Below are 15,435 nucleotides of genomic sequence, written 5' to 3'. Positions count from 1 at the left end.
CCCCGCGGACAAACGATCCCGCGAGCCCCCCCGGATGCGAGGGGGCTCGCGGGAGGATGGCTCATCGTCGCTTCATGGCCCGGAGAAGCACGGCGACGGCCGTGTGCGCTGCCCGCACCGCTGCGGTGTCGTCGGGGTCGGGGTCGGGGAGCATCCCGAGGAGCTGATCGGCAGCCTCATGCGCCACGACCGCGGCGTCGAGGTCGCCCGCTGCCGCCGCCGTGACCTCACCCTGCACGAGCACAGCCAGAAGGGTCCTGCGCGCCGCTCCGGGGACGCCCCAAAGGGCGGCCACGGGTTCCGAAGTGGCACCAACACGCGCCAACGGCGCCGATCCGTCATCAGCAGGACGCGGATCCAGCGGGTTACGCCGGGTCAGGGGTGCTAGAACTGTTCTCGGGGGGTGAATCGTCCGGGCTTTGCCCGGACGAGAGGGGGACGCGAGGCGTCTCCCTCGGGACTAAAGCGGGTGGGATCCCACGAGGGCGGCCACCTGGGCCGGCGGCTTGCCCCCGGTGACGCTCACCTCGGCCTTGCCCTCGCCGAGCTTCACGTCGAGCGCCCAGCCTTCCTTGATCGGCAGCCCCTTCGTCATGAGCTTGCGCGTCTCGGCGTCCGGCGTAAAACCTTCGAGCTGCATGCGGTCGCGGATGTACGTGCGCTCCACGGGCACCGTGAGCGGGCATTTCCATTCCGTCGTTTTTCCCTGGGGCGGCACGCACAGGGTCACGGTCCGGACCGTCTCCTCCTCGTATTCGTCGATCCCCATGTCCGAGTCGTGCCGATCCCGCCGCGCCTCGAACCAGAGCACGGTCGTCTTGCCGGCCGTCTTTTCAGTTACCGTGGGGATCGAGAGCTCCTCGTAAATGCCGAACGCACCCGGGTTGTGCGTCGATCCGATCTTCCCGACAGGAACAAACCCCTTGTCGCCCTTGGCGACGAGGATCCAGTCCGTCTGAAAGACGCCCGTCTGCGCCTCCAGCAACGTGAGCTCGGGCCGGGGGAGTTTGGGCTCTTTCACCGGCTCGCACGGCCGCGGCGCCTCCGGATCCCCCGGCTCCGGCTTCGTGAGGCAGGCGCAGACGTCGGCGATCTTCACCGCCGCGGTCTGGCAGGGCAGGGGCTCGGCCGCCGGCGCCGCGGGCGCCTTCTCTTGCTTCGAAAGCTCCGCGATCCGCTTCTCCACCGTCTCGTTCGGCCGGAGCGCGACCGATTTCCGGTAATGGTCGAGCGCGGCCTTCGGATCCTTGCGCTCCTCGGCGATACGGCCGAGGTTGTAATGCGCCATCGCCTGGAGCTTCGGGCTCGTCGTGCGGCGGAGGGCCTCCTCGTTCGATTGCTTGGCGCGGTCGAGCTCGCCGGCCTTGAACGCCGCCCAGCCGAGCTCCGTCAGCGCGGGCGCGTCGCCCGGCACCACGGCGAGCGCCTTTTCGAACTCCTTGATCGCCTCCGGCCATTGCGACTTCCCGCCGAGGAGCCGCCCCTCCGTGAGGTGCTTTCGGTACGCGCGCATCTTCTCGGGGCTCGGCGCCTCGCGGGTCTTCGGGCGCTTCGGCCGGGGCAGGTCCGCGCCGAGGGCCGCGCCCGTCGGGGCCGCCGAAGCCGACGCCGTGGGCGCCGGGGCCTGGGGCGTGGCCGAAAGCGCGGGCGGCGGGGACACGCCTCCATCCTGGCAAGCCACGAGGGAGGCGAGGGCGGCGAGGGGAATCGAAGCGCGCATCGAGACCATCGCGGCTCAAAAGACACGAGGCCGCGCGTCCCGTCAAGGCTCGGCGTACACTGCGCGGCAGGACCCCTCGCCCCGGAGGCCGCATGGCTCCCCGAATCCAGCACGCTCGCACGATCCTCCCGCTCCTCGCGACGCTCCTCGCCGCGCCGCTCGCCCACGCCGCGCCCCCGCCCGAGGCGTCGACCTTCCTCGACGGAGGCCAAGCCGTCACGGCCGAGCGCCTCGGCGCGGCGGCCCTCGATCCCCGCGGCCGAAGCCTGAAGCCCGTCCGCCTTCGGTACGGATCGCGGTCGTTTCTGGCCTCGATCGACCACACCGCCGTCGTCCGCCTCGATCCGGGCGGCGAAGAGGCCCTCGCGCGCCGCGGCTATCGCCTCGTCGAGCCGCTCATGCCCTCGATCGGCCTCTTTCTCGTGGAGGACACGGCCGGCGAGGACGGCCTCTCCATCGCCGCCCACCTCGCGCGCCCCGACGCGCGCACCGAAGGCGTGCGCGACGCCGTGCCGAACCTCTACGTCCGCATGGAGCGCCGCGGCGCGCCCTTTACCCCGAACGACCCGCGTTTCTCCGGACAATGGTATTTCGGCGACGAGAGCATGCGCATGTCCGAGGCCTGGGGCATCACGCAGGGCGACGCGGCGACCACGGTCGTCGTCATCGACAGCGGCTGCGATCTCACGCACCCCGATCTCCAGGGCAAGCTCGATCCGGGCGTCGACGTGGTCGACGGCGACGACGACCCGAGCTACGACCCGGCGTTCTCGGGCGCCGAGCACGGCACGGCGTGCGCCGGGATCATCGGCGCGGCCACGAACAACGGCGTCGGCATCGCGGGCGCCTGCCCGGAATGCCGCCTGCGCTGCGTCCGCATGCTCGCCGACGAGGCCACGCCGCTCTCCGCGCCCATCAAGGCCTTCGATTTCGCGCTGCAAACGGGCGCCGCCGTCGTCTCGAATAGCTGGGGGTACGTCGAGGCCATGCCCGTGCCTGCGGCGCTGCGCGACGCGATCGACAACGTCTTCGACAACGGCCGCGGCGGCAAGGGCGCGGTCGTGGTCTTCGCGGCCGGCAACGACAACCGCAAGCTCGGCGACGACGAGCTCAACGCCGTGCGCGGCGTGCTCACGATCGGCGCGATCAACCAGTTCGACGACAAGACGTTCTTCACGAATTTCGGCGCGTCGCTCGACCTCGTCGCGCCCATCGGCACGCTCACGACCGACATCGTGGGGCCGGGCGGGCTCGATCCGACCGATTACACGCTCAACTTCGGCGGCACCTCCTCGGCGTGCCCCGTGGCCGCCGGCGTGGCCGCGCTCGTCGCGAGCGCCGCGCCGGAGCTGCGCTCGGCCGAAATCGTGGACTTGCTCGTCGAGACCGCGAGGCCCGCGCCGTACGCGACGCCGGACGCGGCCGGGCATGACGTGGTGTTTGGTCACGGCATCGTGGACCCGGTCGCCGCGCTGACAGCGGCGCTCGGGGACGTGGAGCCGCCGGTGACGACGCCGAATCCGCCCGCCGAGACCGAAGAGGACGCGGGCTGCGCCTGCCGGGCGGGCCGGGCGGGCGGGGACACATGGATGGCGGGGGCGTTTTACGGGGCCTTGCTCGCGGGCCTGTCGTTGCGACGGCGCGCGCGGCGGTGACCGAGGAGCACGAGGGCCCCGAGCGCCGCGAGGCCGGGGCTCGCGGGGGCGGGAGAAAACGCGCAGCCGCAGTCGCCGGGGTCACCCGGGTTGATGGGATCGCCGCCGCCGCCGCCGCTGCCGCTCCCGCCTGCGCCGCCGCTCCCGCCGCCACCGCCGCCTCCGCTGCCGGAGCTCTCGACGGCGGTTTTGCAGGCCTCGACCTCGTCGGGGGAGCCGATGCAAAGGGTCGGCTTGCGGGAGTTGCCCGCTTGGGCGGTGTTCACGACGACGACGACGAGATCGTCGGCGCTCGATGTATCGATCGGATCGGCGCCCGCGCGCACGTCGAGCGCCCGAACGACGGGGCCGACCGTGGTGCCCGTGCGGGTCGTGACGAGCAAGGCGAGATCGTCGACCTGCTCCGCGGCGTCCTCCGGCGTGGCGAGGGCCGCGGTCATCTGCCCGCGCCCGCCCGTCCCGACCCGGTAGTACTGGGAGGATGCATAAAACACCCGCAGGACGTCCGTGTACGGCGCGGCGACGCTCTCCATGTGGACGGGCGCATACTTGGCGCCGTCCGTATACCCGCGCGTCGGATCGGCGCTCTGGGCCGTGAAGAGGTTCCACGTGGCGAACTCGACGAACGCCGCGGGGAAGGACGCGCCGTCCGCTGCGGCGAGCGTCGGATCGAGCACGTCGAGCCAGTTCGGATCGGCCACGTCGTCCGCGCCGTCCTCGGTCTTTTCGAGCAACGTGCGGATCGTGCCGTCGCCGTATCGCTCCTCCAGGAACTGGAAGAAGATCGCGCTGCCGTAGCTGAACGGATCCACGGGCCCGGGCAGGGGCACGTCGAGCGAGCGGTCGACGTTGTCGAGGTAGCCGTCGATGAACGCCTCGAAATCGGGGAGCGTGGGATCAAACGACTCGGTGGCCCATACCGCGGTCCCCTCGTTGAAGACGCTCCCCTGGCCGTGATCGTAGGCGGCCTGGACGGCATGAAAAAACTCGTGGCTGCCGAGGATGCGGTTCGCGACGAGCGTCGACGGGTAGCTGTACCCCTTGTAATCGTTCTCCTGGACCATGTAGCCGGTGCATTGATCCGGCTTGTCCGGCCCGCACGTGTCGGTCTGGTAGGTGCCGTCGCCGATCCCCGCGAAATCGACGAGGTAGACGTCGAACCGGCCATCCCCCCCGTTGTCCGGCAGCCCCTCGTCGCTGCGCGGCGGCCGGAACCCCATCCCCTCGTAATGGCCGAGCACCTCGTCGTAGACCGACGCCACCTGCTCCACGAAATCGGGCGCGCCCGAGCCGTCCGCGTCCGCCAGCGGCACCGCATGCGGGCCCGCGAGCGTAAAATGGACGAGGAACTTCCCCCCGGGCGAGCCAAACGTCTCCACGACGTCACCCGGCTCGAAATTGAATTGCAACCCATTGCCCGGCGTATCCGGCCGGTCGAGGGGCGCGAGCGCCGGCCCATCGCCTCCAAGCCCCCCCAGCCCCGCGCCCTCCGGCCCGCACGCGGCGAGCACAGAGAGCGCGGCCATCCCGACGAGGCGAGCCGCCCTCACGGCAGGAACGCCCAGCGGATGCGGAAGTTCGCAGAGCCGGTGTTCATCATCGGGATCGAGTCCGTCATGTTGCACTGCTCCTGCACGGACGGCTCGTACCACGTATCCACGATGAACTTCACCGCCCGACCGTCGGCGAGGCGAATCGCGTAGACGGTCCCGGTCATCTTCACGCACGAGGTGTACGTCCAGAAGCCCGAGAGCGCGGTCGCCGGAGACCCGGGCAACCCCGACCCATCCGGGATCAACTCGCAAGCCTCGGAGAAGTACTCGTCCTTGCGGAACGGGAGATCGGGCGCCTCCGAGACCTCCTCGTACTTCGTGTCGACCTTCGTGCGCGTGGCCGTGACGCAGGAGGGGCCGGAGTTTCCGCTGTTGATCCGCACGACGTAGCGCCGGAACGCGATGTCCCAGTCCATCGACGCGATCGAATCCTCATCGGAGATCTCGACCTTCTGGAGGCCCGTCTCGGTGAACTTGCCATACACGTACGAGTCCGGATCCGAGACGAACGCGCCGCCTGCGGTCGCGTCGACCCCGGTGCGGAAGCCACTGCCGTCCGGCTCATTCGTGATGAGGCCGGGGGCGATGTCATTCTGGAGGTTCATCCCCTGAATGACCTGATCTTCACAAGGAACCTCGGACGGCTCGCTGCAACCAGCCGGCTCGCCGCCGCCGGCACCACCGGCACCACCGCCACCGCCGCCACCAGCCCCGCCGCTGCCGCCAGAGGCGCCAGCGCCCGAGGGCTCCGCCGGATCCGAGCCACAGGCAGGAACGAACACGAGGAGAGAGCCCAGGAGAGAAATAGGTAGGAAGAAACGCATCGAAGCGATGCTACCACGAGATCCGTCCACATGGCGCGCGCTCTGGTAAGATGGTCGCCCATGGACCGCACGAGCTGGGAGATCGCCGGGCACCGCAGCGCCGCATTCGTCGCCCACCGGGCACAGGCCTGCTCCGAGCGGGCCCCGTCGCGGCCCGCCACGCACGACCACGCCGTCCTGTGTTTTTACGTAGGCGGCTCGGCGATCGTCGAGCAACGCGGGCGCCACAAGCTCGGCGCAGGAGACGTGCTCGTCGTGCCCGCAGGCGAGCCGCATCGCACGCTCACCGCCGCAGACGCGGAGCTCTGGGGCCTCGGTCTCTGCATCCCATGCCTCCCCTCGCGAGAGCTCGGCCCCCTCCTCGCGCCGTTCGAGCGCGTACGAAGCGGCGCCTCCGCAGTCGTGACCGTCCCTTCCACCCGACACGAGCACCTCCTCAGCCTCTTCCGCGAGCTCGGCCAGGAGACGAGCGCCCCCCAAACCCCCGCAGGCCCTCTCGTCGTCCAGAGCCTCGTCGCCCTGATCCTCGCCGAAGTGCTACGCGCGCAGCCGTTCCCCACGCCAGACCCCTCCACCGCAAGCTCGCCGCTCGTCGCCGAAGCACTCGATTACATCGAGAAGCATTGCATGCAGCCCATCTCGCTCGCCGACGTCGCCCGCGCCGTACGGCGCTCCCCCGCACACGTGACAACAGCGCTCCGGCAAGCAACCGGCAAGACAGCCGGCGCATGGATCATCGCCGGTCGCATCGCAGAAGCCGCGCGGCTGCTCATCACATCCGACGAACGAATCGACATCGTCGCCGAACGAGTCGGCTACGCCGACCCAACCCATTTCATCCGCGTCTTCCGCCGCGCACGCGGCATGACCCCCTCCGCATTCCGAGCAGCGCACCGCCGCGGCGTCGCAGAGGCATCTACGAGCAGCGCTCGGCGGTAAGGTCGCGCCGGGGCGCTGCCCCGGACCCCGCGGGGGGCTGTCCGCCCCCTCGACCCCGGACCAGGCACGGCCTGGACCGAAGGTGGAAGAACTGCGCGGTGCGCAGTTCTTCCAACGGGCCCGTGGCAAGACCATGGAGGTGGGTTTCGAGCCGGCGGCGTACACGCTGCCGGTTGAACCTGCGGCGCTGTGGCCTTGGTGGGCGGGGTCGCCTGTGGTCTTGCCACTGGCCGTTCGATGAACTGCGCGGAGCGCAGTTTATCGACCCCGGGTCCAGCGCCTCGCTGGTCCGGGTCCAGGGGTGGACAACCCCTGGTGGGGCCTGGGGCAACGCCCCAGCTCCGCGCTTCACACTCCCTTGGCGTGCGCCGCTCGACCGGCCGGCCGCCGCGTGCTGCCTCGCATGCAGGTTTGGATGGCTTCGCGCAGGTTCCGGAGTGTCGTCACGCCTTCGAATCCGCTGCCGAAGCAGGAGATGAACGTTTGCGCCAGGCCTGGGCGGATTCCTGTGACGAAGCCTTCGGCGCCGAGGAGCCGGATGGCTCGGAGGATTCGTGAGAGCCGCTCCGCTGTCCCCTCGTCTACGGCTTCTACGCCGGTCAGGTCGAGGATCACGAACCGCGCGGCGTGGGCCACGACGGCTTCGAGCAGCCGCGCTGTCATGTCGTCTGCGCGTGCTTGATCGAGCTCGCCCATGACGGGCAGTGCGAGCACATCGTCCCACACCTGGATGATGGGCACCGAGAGCGCGTGGATCTCCGAGCGCTGCTTCTCGATGATGGCGAGCTTCTCTTCGAGCTCCATCTCGCGACGTTTGTAGTCGTCGATGTCCTGGAAGGCCCCGATGACCCGCGTCACCTTCCCGTTCTCCATGATCGCCGTGCCTGAGGTGCGCACCCAGATTCGACGGCCCTTCGCCGTGATGATCTGCAATTGTAGATCGTAGGGTTTGCCCTCGCGGGCGCATGCCTCGAAGGCTGCCCCGATGAGCGGCTGATGCTCTGGCGTGTAGAACGACACGTCGACGTTCGGATCGAATCCGACGGGCAGCTCGTGGATCCGGTACGTCTCTTCGGTCCAGTACTGGGTCGACGTCGCGAGATCGACGTCCCAGGCTCCGACTTTCCCCGTCGATTGCATCTTCTGGAGCAGATCGCGCCGCCGCTTCCATTCGTCCACGGGGCCCTGCGCTTCGACCTCGACGCCGATCGCGTACACCTTTCCGCCGAGGCGACGCAGCGAAAACACGAGCGACCGGTGGCTCAGGTCCCGGTGCACGAACCTCGCATTGAGCTTGAGCTCTGCGTCGTCTGCGCTCGCCCGCAGGAACGCTTGCAGCGGCGCTGCGTCCTCGGGGACCACGAGCCGGGTGAAGTCCTCGGCCGCGAGGGATGACTCCGTGTACCCGAGCGTCGTCCGAAACGCCTCGTTCGTGCGGATCATGCGCCCATCTTGGCGAAGCACGCAAAGGAGCTCCCGGGACGACTGGAAGAAGAATTCGTACTTGAGGTCGTGCTCGTCAGGAGAAAGAGACATGCAAGGGAACCCTCGTCAATGCGCTGCGTGGCCTGCTGTCTCGCAGCGACCCGCCCCCCCCGGGGCTTTCCTTCGTCAGGGCGATTCGACGCGCAGGAACGTCTGGAGGTGCAGCGTGCGCTTGGCGATCTTCCAGCCGTGCGGGGTGCGAACGACGATATCGTCGTACCACCCGTGCGCGACTTCGACGGAGCTGTTCGCTTCGAGGACGTGCGTCGCCTGGAGGTACGTCTTCATCGTCCCCGTGTTGCCTTGCACATTGATGACCACGTTGCCGTTCAGGTGCTGCGTCGAGGTGTACCCCGCCGTGTCGAACTCGTTCTTTGCGACGTCCGCCCACGCGGACGGACCGGAGATCAGGCTGGGGGGGCCGTTCGGGTCGTCGCCGGGATAATAGGCCGCGACGACGGCGTTTTGCGTGAAGCATTGCAGGTAACGGCTCCGCCCACCTTCGAGATCGCCGCGCCCGATGGTGTCGGTCGCCTCGGCATAACAGTAGGTCAGCTTCTCGATCTCCGCCTCGTCGACGAGGCGCTGCAACGCGGCGGGAACCCCGCCTTGGGGAAGTCCACCACCGGGATGTCCACCCTCGGCGGGCTTCGCGGCACCCAACGCGGTCGCCGCAATCGCACCCGCGCACATCGCTGCGCCCATGCGACCCCAAGAAGCCCGTGAACCCGATCGGCTGTCCTGCTTCATTGTGAACCTCCTCGAACCTACGAAGGTAGAACGCGCTCGTGCGCCGGGTCAAGGGCCCTGCAAACGTCCACGCCACCTCGACCGCTTTCTCCAGAAATCGGGGGGAGGGGCTTGTCCTCCGACGAACATCGCTCCCGCACACGCGCATCCCACCCTGCGGATGACGCGCCGCGGTGGTCCGTCTCAATGCTTCACGTTGGCCACGAGCTCGGCGGCGCGGAAAAACTCCTCCGACCAGGGAGGCAACTCGCGCGGGGCGCGCTGGCGCACGAGGCGAATGGGATGCGCGACGCGCGCCAGGATCTCGGGCTGCATCTCGCGGTCGGACCACCCGAAAAACCATACGCCCTCCAGCCGATCGAGCCCGATCATCCGCAGCACGATCCGGCCCTCGATGCCCTGCTGCACCCAGCGAAAATGGCCGGCGAGCACGCCCTCGTGGAGCTTCCATCCGAAAAACTCGCCGGTGAGCCGGGTCGCGCCGCGGAACGCATACGGCGCGCGCATCTCGCCGCCGATCATCCGCACGACGAGGGAGGTATCGTCCGTCTCGTCCCGCCAGAGCCCCTCGACGAGGTCGGGATCGATCGACTCGCCCGGCTTGTCCTCGGCCTCGAAGGCCCGCTCGATCAGCGCCCGCGTGTCGAGGGCCCCGTCCTTGGGCGGGGCCTCGGCCTTCTTCGGCGACGCGCTCGCCGTGTCCTTCGGGCGGCTCAGCCTTGCGAGGCGCGCGGTGCGCCCTTCGAGCCCGCCGCGGAGGAGCGACAGGACCGGCGCGAGCGCCAATTCGAGGTTGCCGGCGTCCGAGAACGTCGCGGTCCGGAGGCCTGCGAGGTCCGGGGGGAGGTCGAGGGGGACGTCCCGTGAATGGACGAGGAGCATGCGGCTGCGGCCGAGGAGCCCTGCGAACAGGCCGATCTGGAAGAGGACGCTGTCGCGGGGCCGATTCCGCCCCGCGGCGGCCTCGCTCGAAAGCTCGGCGGGACCGAGCACGAGCAGGGCGTACTCGATGGCGGGCGAGGCCTGGCAAAGCTTCTCGAGGGAGAACGCGCCTTGCGCCCAGATGGTGCAATCGGCCTCCTCGGCGAGACCACGCTTGAGCTCGCGGGCCACGGGCAGCCCTTCGAGGGAGGCCCCGATGAAGATACGGGTGCGGCGATTCGACATGGGCATCCTCGTTCCCGGCCTCGGAGGGAGGCGCGGACGGGTTCGGGGGGACGTGCCCATGATGCCCAGCCGCGCCCGGCTGTCAACGTGGACGCGAGGCGCGGAGCACGGGTTTTTCTTGACCGCCTTCCCGGACAAACGTATCCGGGGCGCGTGCCTTCTCTGCCGCACGAGGCGATCCTCGAGCTCTTCCGCAACCGCCCCGTGCTCGCCGCCGAGCTGCTCGCGGAGGTCTTCTCCGTCTCCCTCCCGGCCTTCACCGAAGCGCGTATCGAGTCCGCCGACATCGCAGACGTCATCCCACGCGAGCTACGCGCCGATTTGCTCGTCCTCTTGCTCGACGGACAGGCCGTCCTCGTCATCCTCGTCGAGGCCCAGCTCTCCGCGGACCCGGACAAATCCTTCGCTTGGCCGGCCTATGTCGTCGGCGCGCGGGCGCGCTACCGTTGCCCGGCGTGCTTGCTCGTCGTCACGCACGACGCCACGCTCGCCACGCGCCTGGCGCGGCCCATCGTGCTCGGCCCGGGAGAGGCCCGCCTCACCCCGTTCGTCCTCGGGCCGCAGGGCATCCCGGTCGTCACCGAGGAGGCCGCCGCGCACGAACGACCGGAGCTTGCCGTGCTCTCCGCCATGGCGCACGGACGAACCGACGTCGGGCTCGACGTCGCCATCGCCGCCATCGCAGGCAGCGCGGGCATCGCCGACCCGGATCGCAAGGCGATTTACATGGATGTCGTGCTATACTCCCTGGGCGAGGCTGCACGCAGGGCCATCGAGGCGCTCATGTTGAAGAACTACCGACCCCAAAGTGACCTCGGTCGTAAGTTTTTTGCCGAGGGCCACGCCGAAGGGCTCGCCGAAGGACACGCCGAAGGGCTCGCCGCAGGACACGCCGAAGGACACGCCGAGGGCCTCCTCGAAGGCGAGCTCCGGCTGCTCCTGCGCCAGCTCGAACGGAGGCTCGCGCAGAGCCTGCGCGCCGACGAGCGCGCTCGCCTCGCCGAGCGCGTGCGCGAGATCGGCGCCGAGCAGGTCGGGGACCTCGTGCTCGATCTGTCCCCCGAAGAGCTCGCCGCCTGGCTCGCGTCGAAGCACTGATCCCCCACAAAGCCCCCCCGCGCGTCGTGTGGACACCTCAGCCCGTCGTTGACGCGGCGTCCGTCTCCGTCGTCGCCTTCTTCCCCCGCCGCGTGGCGCGCGCCGCCGCGAGCGCTTTGGCGTGCGCGATCGCGTCCGTCAGCGGAGCGAGCAGAGCGCGCCCCTCGCTCTCGCGCTCGACATCCCCCGCGGCCGCGCGGCTCGCGACGTACTTGCGCAGCCGCCCCACGACATCGGCCCACGCCGCCTCGGCGTCTCGGCCGAGGCTCACATGCTTCCCCAGGCTCCCTCGCGCCGCGGCCCGCTCCGCGAAGGCGGCATCACTCGCCGCGACCGCGGAGGCGAGCCGATCCAGCCATTCCATCGGAAACGCGATTCCGACCAGCGTCGCCGCGTGCTCCGGCGCGCGGAGGACGGTGAGGATCCCGCGGACCTGCGCGTTTTGCTCGGGGATGTGATCGTCGAGGAAGCTGCGACCTGTCGGAAACGCGGCGGCGTGGAGCGCGCGTGCCGAGGTCACGTACGGCCCTCGGCGGCGGTGGGCCTCGATGTAAAGGAACCCCTCGATGTGGCGGGCGCAGGAATCGACCTCCACGTCGGCCTCCTCGACGTGGTTTGCATGGGCGGCGCGCGCGGCGCTCGTCTCGACCTTGCCGGTCACGTGGGCGGAAAGGCGCGCCGCGACCACGTCGAGCAGAGGCACGAACGCGTCGAGCGCGGGCTCGGGCGGCCCGTGCTCCGCGCGGAGGAGGAGGTTCTCGTGGAGCTTGCGGCCGATCGTGGCTTTTTCGGTTCGGGAGAACCGGAGGGGGGACGTGCTGATTCGCATGACGGAAACACCTCGCTGGAACGGAGCGCAGGCGGGATGCCGCGCCGCGGGTCCGGCGGGAGGCATGGCAAGCGGAATGCCAGCCTGAAGGAGCGGCGCAGGGCCGCGGGATCCGCGTCGATCGAGGTCGGGGGCTCGACCGAAGAGGGAGCGAGGTGCACCAGAATGGAGCGGGCGCGCTCCGGAATGGAGCGGACGAGGTCCCGGGGAAGGTCCAGGCGCGTGGAGGTGCTCTCGACGCCCCTGCAGGGAGAGGTGGCACGCGCGGAGGTTCCCGTGACGCGCGTCGAAGCGCCCTCGAGGCACGCGGAGGTGCTCTCGACGTGGATGCACGGACCGGTGGACGTGCACGAGGGAGCTCTCGACGCGCGTGCCTGCTGCCTTCGGGAGGTGGTGAGGAGCCGTCGACGCCGGTGCGCGGAGGGGCGGCGCGCGGGGAGGGGCTCTCGACGCGGATGCGGGGTCCCAGGAGGGCGTGCGGAGGTGCGCGCGACGCGGATGCAGGGACGGATCGAAGGCCGCGGCATTGGTTTCGGCGTGGGTGCAGGCAGGTGGCGGCGTGCGCGGAGGTGCGCGCGGAGGTCCGGCGGGTCGCGGGCGGGAAGGGTGGGTTTTTCTTGACCGCCTTCTCGGACAAACGTATCCGGGGCGCGTGCCTTCTCTGCCGCACGAGGCGATCCTCGAGCTCTTCCGCAACCGCCCCGTGCTCGCCGCCGAGCTGCTCGCGGAGGTCTTCTCCGTCTCGCTCCCGGCCTTCACCGAGGCGCGGATCGAGTCCGCCGACATCGCCGACGTCATCCCACGCGAGCTACGCGCCGATTTGCTCGTCCTCTTGCTCGACGGACAGGCCGTCCTCGTCATCCTCGTCGAGGCCCAGCTCTCCGCGGACCCGGACAAATCCTTCGCTTGGCCGGCCTATGTCGTCGGCGCGCGGGCGCGCTACCGTTGCCCGGCGTGCTTGCTCGTCGTCACGCACGACGCCACGCTCGCCGCGCGCCTGGCGCGGCCCATCGTGCTCGGCCCGGGAGAGGCCCGCCTCACCCCGTTCGTCCTCGGGCCGCAGGGCATCCCGGTCGTCACCGAGGAGGCCGCCGCGCGCGAGCGACCGGAGCTTGCCGTGCTCTCCGCCATGGCGCACGGACGAACCGACGTCGGGCTCGACGTCGCCATCGCCGCCATCGCAGGCAGCGCGGGCATCGCCGACCCGGATCGCAAGGCGATTTACATGGATGTCGTGCTATACTCCCTGGGCGAGGCTGCACGCAGGGCCATCGAGGCGCTCATGTTGAAGAACTACCGACCCCAAAGTGACCTCGGTCGTAAGTTTTTTGCCGAAGGACACGCCGAAGGGCTCGCCGCAGGACACGCCGAAGGGCTCGCCGAAGGACACGCCGAGGGCCTCCTCGAAGGCGAGCTCCGGCTGCTCGTGCGCCAGCTCGAACGAAGGCTCGCGCAGCGCCTGTGCGCAGACGAGCGCGCTCGCCTCGCCGAACGGGTGCGCGAGATCGGCGCCGAACAGGTCGGCGACCTCGTGCTCGATCTGTCACCCGAAGAGCTCGCCGCCTGGCTCGCGTCGAAGAACTGATCCCCCACAAAGCACCCGCTCGTCGAGCGGCAAGCTCCGGAACGTCTCCGGCTGCGAGAAGGTCCCCGGGGTCGTGATGAGCTCCGCGAGGCGCGCATCCGCGAGCCGGATGCACGCACGGCGCTCGGTCGGCAAAGGCCCAGGGCAGGGGAGCAAGGCCACCATCGCCCATATCGACCGGCGCTCCTCCGGCAAGAGGCTCTCGTACAGCGCATGGCCAAAGACGAGGGCAAGCGCGCTCCCTTCCGCCATTTCGTTTTGCACGGCCGACGTGTCCCGCGCCTCGAGCGCCGCCGTGATGGCAGAGACACGTCCCTCGACGGCGAGCAGGAGCAAGCTGCCCTCGTCGAGCATCGCGAGCCCATCCTGCTCACGCGTGCGCCGATCCGGCAGCGCCTTCGGCGCATCCCCGAGCCGCGCCGCGACCGTCCGGTGCTGCCGCGCATGCAGCGCACGCTTGCCCGCCGGAAACGTGGCCCATACAAGCGCATTCATGAAATCGTGCCAGTTCGAAGGGCGCGTCGGCACCCACCCCTCGACATGGATACGAGCGTCGTAAAGCGAGGAAGGGTCGACCGGCCTGCGGCGGCGGCGACGACGGGGCCGCGGCGGCTGGAGGCGAAAGCGAACGCCCGCGGCCTCGGAGAGAGCCTCGTCCACAGCCTCGACCGCCGGCCATTCGAGCGCGCCCTCGAAGCGCGCCGCCACGTCCTGGAGGGGCCAGTAGAGGGAGCTTTTCCGGAAGAACCGCGAATCCCAGGCGATCACGGGCCCCAGGGTAGACCGCCGCGCGGCATCCGCGCTAGCGTGCGCCGCATGCGTCTCCTTTCTGGACTCGTGCTCCTGCCCTTCGTCGCCCTCGCCGCCGCCTGCGGCGCCTCGCAGCCAGCCGCAGAGGCGGTCAAGGCCGAGGAGTCCCCGCAAGCCGTCTCAGCGCCCACGGCCGAGAAGCCAGCCGAGAGCGGGAGCATCCCCGAGGCGATCGCGGCCGTCGTCGCCGCGCCCGACCGCGCCGAGGCAGATCGCGCCCTCGACGCAGGTCGCAAGCCCGCCGAGCTGCTCGCCTTCCTCGACATCCGCCCCGGAATGAAGGTCGCCGAGATCGCGGCCGGCGGAGGCTACACAGCCGAGCTCCTGGCCCGGGTCGTCGGAGAGACCGGCAAGGTGTACGCGAGCAACTCCAAGTTCATCCTGGAGCGGTTCGCAGAAAAGCCCTGGGCCGAGCGTCTCCAGAAGCCCATCATGAAAAACGTGGTCCGCGTGGACCGCGAGTTCGACACCCCGCTGCCGCCCGAGGCAAAGGATCTCGACGCGGTGGTGATGGTGCTTTTCTATCACGACACGGTCTGGATGAAGACGGACCGCGACCAGATGAACAAGGCCATCTTCAACGCCCTGCGCTCCGGCGGGGTCTACGGGATCGTCGACCACAGCGCGAAGGCCGGCAGCGGCACGTCCGAGGCGCAGACGACGCACCGAATCGAGGAGAAGGTGCTGCGCGAAGAGGTGGAGCGCGCCGGCTTCAAGCTCGCCAGCGAAGGGAATTTCCTGCGCAACGAGAAGGATACGCGCGACTGGAACGCCTCGCCCATGAAGGCAGGCGAGCAGCGCGGGACGAGCGATCGGTTCGTGCTGAAGTTCGTGAAGCCGTAGCGCCGGGGTTTCCACCCCGGACCCCGAGAAGGGGGCTGTCCGCCCCCTTCACCCCGGACCAGGCACGGCCCTGAGCACTGGTCTCATCTTACGAGCCCATTCTCCCTGAGGACGCGCAGCATCTCTGCTGCGGGAGCTAGGCGTTCCAGGCCGCGACTGATGGTGACGGAGCCGGGG

At 69.8% G+C, this 15,435-nt stretch carries 14 protein-coding genes; 5 read left to right on the top strand and 9 right to left on the bottom strand.

What is annotated here, in order from left to right; translation table 11 throughout:
- Positions 1-61: 61 nt before the first annotated feature.
- Positions 62-295 carry a hypothetical protein gene (locus tag E8A74_RS43120; RefSeq protein WP_136934976.1) on the bottom strand — a complete coding sequence of 78 codons (234 nt, stop codon included), beginning with the start codon at positions 293-295 and terminating at the stop codon, positions 62-64.
- Between the two features lie 165 nt (positions 296-460).
- Positions 461-1,720, bottom strand: coding sequence for a tetratricopeptide repeat protein (locus E8A74_RS43115; RefSeq protein WP_170229816.1), 1,260 nt, complete (start codon positions 1,718-1,720; stop codon positions 461-463).
- Between the two features lie 92 nt (positions 1,721-1,812).
- Here E8A74_RS43115 and E8A74_RS43110 point away from each other — a divergent pair, with 92 nt between their 5' ends.
- Entirely contained in the window at positions 1,813-3,375 is a 1,563-nt protein-coding gene (locus E8A74_RS43110) for a S8 family serine peptidase (protein ID WP_136934974.1), read from the top strand.
- Here E8A74_RS43110 and E8A74_RS43105 read toward each other — a convergent pair.
- Together E8A74_RS43105 and E8A74_RS43100 are read right to left on the bottom strand one after the other, a co-directional pair.
- Positions 3,324-4,901 carry an MXAN_6640 family putative metalloprotease gene (locus E8A74_RS43105; protein ID WP_170229815.1) on the bottom strand — a complete coding sequence of 526 codons (1,578 nt, stop codon included), beginning with the start codon at positions 4,899-4,901 and terminating at the stop codon, positions 3,324-3,326. The genes E8A74_RS43110 and E8A74_RS43105 overlap by 52 nt on opposite strands.
- 20 nt (positions 4,902-4,921) lie before the next feature.
- The gene (locus E8A74_RS43100) at positions 4,922-5,710 is read right to left on the bottom strand and encodes an HmuY family protein (protein ID WP_232380002.1); all 789 of its coding nucleotides are present in this window, start codon (positions 5,708-5,710) and stop codon (positions 4,922-4,924) included.
- Between the two features lie 102 nt (positions 5,711-5,812).
- Here E8A74_RS43100 and E8A74_RS43095 point away from each other — a divergent pair, with 102 nt between their 5' ends.
- Positions 5,813-6,691 carry an AraC family transcriptional regulator gene (locus E8A74_RS43095; protein ID WP_136934971.1) on the top strand — a complete coding sequence of 293 codons (879 nt, stop codon included), beginning with the start codon at positions 5,813-5,815 and terminating at the stop codon, positions 6,689-6,691.
- Between the two features lie 348 nt (positions 6,692-7,039).
- On the opposite strand, the gene E8A74_RS43090 is transcribed toward E8A74_RS43095, so the two are convergent.
- From E8A74_RS43090 to E8A74_RS43080, 3 genes are all read right to left on the bottom strand, one after another.
- Positions 7,040-8,227, bottom strand: coding sequence for an STAS domain-containing protein (locus E8A74_RS43090; RefSeq protein ID WP_136934970.1), 1,188 nt, complete (start codon positions 8,225-8,227; stop codon positions 7,040-7,042).
- A 75-nt stretch (positions 8,228-8,302) separates the two neighbouring features.
- A complete protein-coding gene (locus E8A74_RS43085) occupies positions 8,303-8,767 on the bottom strand; it encodes a nuclear transport factor 2 family protein (RefSeq protein WP_170229814.1) in 465 nt (154 codons plus the stop codon).
- 342 nt (positions 8,768-9,109) lie between these two features.
- On the bottom strand, positions 9,110-10,093 hold the full coding sequence (locus E8A74_RS43080) for a TIR domain-containing protein (protein WP_170229813.1): 984 nt from the start codon (positions 10,091-10,093) through the stop codon (positions 9,110-9,112).
- 153 nt (positions 10,094-10,246) lie between these two features.
- On the opposite strand from E8A74_RS43080, the gene E8A74_RS43075 reads away from it, so the two are divergent.
- Positions 10,247-11,191 carry a hypothetical protein gene (locus E8A74_RS43075; RefSeq protein WP_136934967.1) on the top strand — a complete coding sequence of 315 codons (945 nt, stop codon included), beginning with the start codon at positions 10,247-10,249 and terminating at the stop codon, positions 11,189-11,191.
- Positions 11,192-11,228: 37 nt separating this feature from the next.
- On the opposite strand, the gene E8A74_RS43070 is transcribed toward E8A74_RS43075, so the two are convergent.
- Positions 11,229-12,020, bottom strand: a complete 792-nt coding sequence (locus E8A74_RS43070) for a hypothetical protein (RefSeq protein ID WP_136934966.1) — start codon at positions 12,018-12,020, stop codon at positions 11,229-11,231.
- 652 nt (positions 12,021-12,672) lie between these two features.
- Here E8A74_RS43070 and E8A74_RS53385 point away from each other — a divergent pair.
- Positions 12,673-13,605, top strand: a complete 933-nt coding sequence (locus tag E8A74_RS53385; protein WP_170229812.1) for a hypothetical protein — start codon at positions 12,673-12,675, stop codon at positions 13,603-13,605.
- On the opposite strand, the gene E8A74_RS43060 is transcribed toward E8A74_RS53385, so the two are convergent.
- The gene (locus E8A74_RS43060; RefSeq protein WP_232380001.1) at positions 13,564-14,373 is read right to left on the bottom strand and encodes a DUF3025 domain-containing protein; all 810 of its coding nucleotides are present in this window, start codon (positions 14,371-14,373) and stop codon (positions 13,564-13,566) included. The two genes, E8A74_RS53385 and E8A74_RS43060, sit on opposite strands and share 42 nt — an antisense overlap.
- A 48-nt stretch (positions 14,374-14,421) precedes the next feature.
- Here E8A74_RS43060 and E8A74_RS43055 point away from each other — a divergent pair, with 48 nt between their 5' ends.
- A complete protein-coding gene (locus E8A74_RS43055; protein WP_136934965.1) occupies positions 14,422-15,258 on the top strand; it encodes a class I SAM-dependent methyltransferase in 837 nt (278 codons plus the stop codon).
- Positions 15,259-15,435 lie beyond the last annotated feature (177 nt).

Source organism: Polyangium fumosum (assembly GCF_005144585.1).
GTDB lineage: Bacteria > Myxococcota_A > Polyangia > Polyangiales > Polyangiaceae > Polyangium > Polyangium fumosum.
This window is presented reverse-complemented; position numbering and strand designations above follow the sequence as displayed.